3 protein-coding genes are annotated in these 6326 nt (G+C 39.4%); all 3 read right to left on the bottom strand.

Annotation, left to right across the window (positions count from 1 at the left end; all coding sequences use genetic code 11):
- Nucleotides 1–136 precede the first annotated feature (136 nt).
- On the bottom strand, nucleotides 137–727 hold the full coding sequence (locus NWP21_RS17565; RefSeq protein ID WP_280793661.1) for a hypothetical protein: 591 nt from the start codon (nucleotides 725–727) through the stop codon (nucleotides 137–139).
- A 16-nt stretch (nucleotides 728–743) separates the two neighbouring features.
- Complete coding sequence (locus NWP21_RS17570) at nucleotides 744–4874, bottom strand: DUF4347 domain-containing protein (RefSeq protein ID WP_280793662.1); 4131 nt, start codon at nucleotides 4872–4874, stop codon at nucleotides 744–746.
- A gap of 660 nt (nucleotides 4875–5534) precedes the next feature.
- Nucleotides 5535–6326, bottom strand: a 792-nt coding sequence (locus NWP21_RS17575; protein ID WP_280793663.1) for an Rpn family recombination-promoting nuclease/putative transposase, incomplete at its 5' end; no start/stop codon positions are given.

Raw genomic sequence — 6326 nt, forward strand, 5'->3', positions numbered from 1 at the left:
GCAAAAATAAGGTGTAGATGTCTAGATTGCATTGTGCTGTCGAGGGTTTAGTAATTTCTCTCATTCTCCCATACCCATTACTAGACGACCCTTATTTATCAATGCACTATTTTGTTATTCTGTCAATGCGTAAGTCCTATAAAATATTTACACCCCTGCCAAAGTTGATATTGTCAATATTTTGAAATTTGCCAACTGATAATCCTGGTAATCGAGGATTAGTTAGAGTAGTTAGTACCTCTAGTTTCTCCAGTATATTTATTTTACTGGCAAGAGCACCAATACCAATACCAGCACCAACACCAACACCACCACCAGTTCCAGAATTAATTCCACCTGCTGCCTGACCTATCCCATACCCCGCCAGCAATCCTAATCCCGCGAACGTACCTAGACCAATAGTGCCTAAAGAGCCTATTGTGAAAAATTGACGGAGTTCATAATCTTTAAAATTAAAGAAGTTAGTACCAAAGAAGTTAGTACCACTGATATCAATTGTATTAACTACACTGAGGTTAGGCAAAAAGTCTAAACTAGCCAAAGAGTCCGCTCGCTTCAAAAGATTTGTAAGTGTAATCTCCCCGTCAAAGACTATACTTGCTATGGAATTTACAAAACCACCACTGCCTGCACCACCTAAACGATTTTCACCACCTAAACGATTGCCTTCACCACCTATTAATTTACCCTTAAACTCTTGACCACTTTTTTGAACACTAGCATCCATGGTAAAAGTATTGGCATTACGTCCACTTGTCTGGTTGTTGTTCCTCTTGTGGTGCTCCCCCTTTGGGTTCGACTTTAAGACTAACACTACCTGAAGAACTCTTCCAACCCTTGAGGCTGGCCTGAGCAGTTTTTAAGTATTCGTCTATATTTCTGTCGTTACTATAATCACCAGCTATTAATTTGCCATCACTGAGAATATAGGCGAATTTATTGTTATCAACGACACCAGAGAAATTTAAAGTGTTTACGTCTCTCTTTTGTTCAGTTACCTGATCATGACCCCAACCACTGGTAAAGACATATTTGTCATTACCATCACCACCATTTAAAGTGTCATTACCAGCACCACCATTTAAAGTGTCATTATCAGCACCACCATCTAGAGTGTCATTATTAGCACTACCATCTAGAGTGTCATTATTAGCACCACCATCTAGAGTGTCATTATTAGCACCACCATTTAGAATGTCATTACCATCACCACCATTTAAAGTGTCAATTTCAGCACCACCATTTAGAATGTCATTACCAGCACCACCATTTAAAGTGTCATTAGCAGCACCACCATCTAGAATGTCATTATTTCGACTGCCAATAATTTTTTGAATCGTAGGAATAGGACTGGTGGTTCCCGTCGCAGAATTGGGAAGGATAGGGATAACATTGCCTTGCTGATCGACAACCTCAAATTTAACGTCTGTTATCTGTGCACCATCGTGAGCAAGAGGACTAATTGTGATGATCCACGGCTCAGTTATACTTCCTAACCCCGTAACGCTGACCTGATATTGATTATTGCCTAGGCTGGTTAGAATTTGATTTGTTATTTCATTATCATTAGCATTTTGACCGAGTTGAGCAATAGTATGATTATGATTATTCCTAGTTAATACTATCCTCACATTTTGACCCTGTACAGATTCGGGACGAGTAACCCGCCATTGGGAGGGAAGAGCATGTTGAATAGGACTTTTTAGCTCTGTAGAGAAGACATTATTATCATTCTCACCAATTGAAAAGCTACCACCTTCGGGTATATTGGAGATTTTCCAGACGTAACCGTTGTCAAGCTGGAGTTCCTGTACTGCTACTCCCTCCAATCCGTTAATCTTTATCAGTTCTGCTCGTAAATCTGATTGATTAACATTGTAGTCTATCTCTGCGGTGTCAGAGCGTAATCCATTGTTCCTATAGGTTAATTTAAACTTACCGGAATTCCCGTTATAGGATACTGTTTGGGATCTGTTATCAGGTGCAGTTATCTTGAAGGCAGTAATTGAAAAGCTACCACCTTCGGGTATATTGTAGATTGTCCAGGCGTAACCGTTGTCACCATGTGTCTGTACTTCTACTCTCTCCAATCCGTTAATCTTTCTCAGTTCTGCTTGTAAATCTGATTGATTAACATTGTAGTCTATCTCTGCGGTGTCAGAGCGTAATCCATTGTTCCTATAGGTTAATTTAAACTTACCGGCAGTCCCGTTATGGGATACTTTTTGGGATCCGTTATCAGAGGATGTTATATTGATGGTACTTAGAAATTTCAATTCATAGTCAGGTATGAATCCATTAGCGAAGGCGTTACGGGGAATCGTGATCCTCCATGGTCCAGTGCCACTGGTCTTTATCTGGCTCAAATTATTATCGCTTATTCCGAATGCTTTGGCTATATCCGTTGAAATTGTTTGACCATGTTTAAACTCTACTTGGTCTTTGGATTTTAAAGTAAATTGGTCTACGCCATCTGGTAGTGAGACATCAAGAATAAAATACGGACTTTCAGATAGTAAGGGTTCTGTTTTGACTGAGGATATTATGGGTGCTTGCTGGTCTCCTAAATTAACCTGAACACTCGTTGGATAGTTTTCATAATCAAAATTGTTTGTAGGATTTTGATTCGGAGGATTTTCAATAATTACAGGTAAATATTGATTATTATCTTGTGGCTCGAAGTAATAATTATTTGTTATCCTCCCACCAATAATTCTGGTAATGTTCTCAGCAGTTATTGCTCTAATTTCCGTAATTTCCGTGTTCCAAAGTATGACCTTATTGCTATTCGCATTATTGCTGCTCCCATTCTGAATAGCAATATTTATCTCTGTATTAATATTGCTTAAATCAAGTATTGATTGATTTTGTTCTCTATTTTGGATTTCTGGATTTTTTATCCTCAGCGTAATGGGATCTTTATTACTAGTATTTAGAATATTATGTATAATATACTTATTAGTACCTTGTCCACCTCTTATTATTTCAACATTAGTAACAGGTTGATTTTGACCGTTTACTTGATTGTTACCAGATGTAACTGTATTGTTACCAGATGTAACTGTAAAACCTAAGATATTATTATTATTGATATCAAAATTTAAATTTTGATTTACTCCCGTAAAGTCCAGGGTATCCTGGCCTTGATTAGGTTCTTCTACAACGCTATCATGACCCCAATTATCGTTAAAAATATATGTGTCATTGTCAGCACCACCATTTAGAGTGTCATTACCAATACCACCATTTAGAGTGTCATTACCAATACCACCAATTAAAGTGTCATTGCCATCACGACCATTTAGAATGTCATCACCACCATTACCTTGAAAAGTATATCCAGTGTTAGGATTATACGCAGCATCTGGATTTTCTGCAAAAGTTATAGTCTCAACTTCACTTCCCCCAGTTATGTTGCTGATATTCTGAAAGCCGTTACCCACGCCGTTACCCACTAGGTTACTAGCAGTCCCTTGTTTATCACCTCTAAAAGTAATAGTTTGTGGCTGATTTCCATCATATTGAATTGTATTGTTACCCTGACCACCATTTAAAACACCATTTAACTTTCCTATTTGTGAAAAAATGAATGTATCATCGCCATTGCTACCAGTGAGGTTCTTAATATTATTAAAGGTAGTTGTCTGATTACCAAGGTCAATTTTAACTTCATTCAGGTTAGTAATGTTAGCATTACCATTACCATTAATTGTTAAGCCGTTATTTTGTCCAAATTTAGCAGTAAACTCATTAAATCCTTGAAACCTGAGTTCATGGTGTTTACCAAGTCTAAATTGAACTTGAACATTGTTATCCTGATTAATAGAAATAGTCTGATCCCCACCAATTAGAGCACTTTGAAAATTTATTGAAGAATCCCCATTTCCTATTAGTGTGTCCAAGTTACTGAGGCTAATATTAAGGGTTTGTTGTCCCTTCGTAACAATTATATTTCCTTCATTTCCGAGATATACGTTATCTGCAAATGAAAAAGTTAAATTTCCTGTAACTGCTGCAAAACTTATTGCACCATCATCAGTAGCACTAATAATTTCACCAGGACTATTAAACCTCGCATCGTTAATGTTCACTGGTAATAAATACTGATAATCATTAATACTCTCCTGCCAGGGCAAACTAGACTCTATGGCTCCTGTCTGTACTTCCAGATGCCAATCACCACCCAACAGGGCATTACCAGTGAAATCATCAGAAGCCGCAACATCAGCCCCCGTCAAGTGAGCTAACTCCGCCACTAACTCAATGCCAATCCCCGCAGCCACATCACACCCATAAAGCAGTATATCTGCTGTTGGTGTTAAGGAGAGACTCCAATCCTGCAACTGAGACTGATACTGTGCCAAAGTAGCCTGTGTTAAGACAGTATTACCCAGAGTGATGGAACCCTCAGCACCATGGGAAACAACATGAACCGCCTCAATGCCTTGACGTTGAGCCAAAACCGCACTAATTTGGGAGATACCATCTTGGGAACCGTCAAGGACAACAGTTTCTACATGATGACCTAATCCAGTCAAGAAACTTTGATAATCCGGCACTGCCTGATCCACAAAGATAATCTCTGTTTTGGGCAACCCAGTCAAACTATCCCCGCCCACACCCTCTTGAGGCACCAATCCTGTGAGTAAATCTCTGTCATCCTCTTGAGACGGAAAAGGATCCCTGTCGGGTAACTGCAAATGAGTAGTTTCTACTAACTTAACTTCATCCATCCACTGCAATTCTGACCCCATGGGACTGAGTTGCCCTGGGAACTTATGCTGCTGTGGCGAATAATCTGCACCAATAACGTCAGAACCAGGGAAAACATCGGCACTGTGCGGGAAGTCGGAATTAAAAGACTGATTATTCATGGTTTTACCCAAGAAGTTTGTATATTTTGGAAAATATCACCAAATTAGGAGCTAATTACTATACCTTATAAAACTTAATTTATAACTTAATTGTTAACGTGAGTTGGACGGATAGGAAAGCGCAAAAAGCTAGCTATACATGAATTTGCTTCACTGGTCCTCAGAAAACCGATCATTACGATTAATCTATTAACTGTAAAAAAAAATACAAAAAATTACAAAAAATTACAATCTTTACCGTAGTCCATTTGACATCTACCTAAAAGATTTGCCTGCTCTTCCCCGTACCATTTTTTTAGTTCCATCGAACTCACGTTAATTCGGTTTTGAGAACCGTGACCAAAGGAGTGGGATACAGAGTAACATCCTAGAAAGACGGCTTTCGTCTGTCATAGCTCTTGCTATTTAGCGTGCAGTACAGTAGAATGTAAAATAGTCGGCATAGGGCATCGGCACGACTTTAAATGGGCGAGGAGCGACTGTAACCCTACTTCGGTAGCAAGTTGCAGTGAACCCTCAAAAATCACCAACCTTCTAGGTCGGTGAGTATGCCAAATGTCCGATTATCAAAGGACATGGGTAATAGATGGCCTTTTGATTAACCGTGAGAATACATAAATGATGAAACCCCAAAATACCTCGTATTCTGGGGTTTATTTTCTACTTATTACCTAACCAGGACTGCAAATCTAACAAAGTGGTAAAGTCTAATAAAGCCTCACCGAGATTTTCTAATTCTTCCAATGATAAATTTGCCAATTGTGCGCCTATATCTGGGGGTAATTCTCCCACCCTGCGTGTAAGTTGACGTACAAGTAAACGTCGTTCTCGCAGTTCCCCTTGCTGTTTCCCTCGCAGTTCCCCTATTTGTTCGCCTATTTGTTTCCCTCGTTGTTCCCCTATTTGTTCCCCTTCTTCGAGAATTTCTTGGTAAATTACTGACTCGCGCATCATACCCTCCCGAAATAGTCTTCTAATTAAATCCTTCTTAAATTTTAACCCGGCTAAAATTTGGGTGTAAGCCGAAATTTCAGGGCGCTGGGTTGTCTCCAGTGCGTTAATTCGTGAGACAATTTCTGTCAGCAAGGTTTGGGGTTGGGTGGTCGCTGTTAATGGTGCTAGTGGTAACAATGCAGGGTCTTGGAGAAAGATTTCTGGGTTTTGTTCCCACATCCGAATTAGACGATATTCATGACGGGTAGTTTCCACGTTAAAGGCTGTAGTGATTTCTCCCTCATCCAGGGGAGGAAGCAGTAATACTACTACTTGTGTCACTGGTAACCGATACAAGCGATACAACCTTACCCAATAGTCTAACATTCGCAGTGGTAGGGGTGGTGTGGATTCTAATTTGGTTTGAAATTCTAAATGTAAAATCCTGCCTTGCAGTTGTAAAAAGGTGACATAATCGGCGCGGATGGGTTCTATGCTTAATTCGGTTTTGAGAACTGT

The organism is Anabaenopsis sp. FSS-46, from assembly GCF_029891665.1.
Classification (GTDB): Bacteria; Cyanobacteriota; Cyanobacteriia; order Cyanobacteriales; family Nostocaceae; genus Anabaenopsis; species Anabaenopsis arnoldii.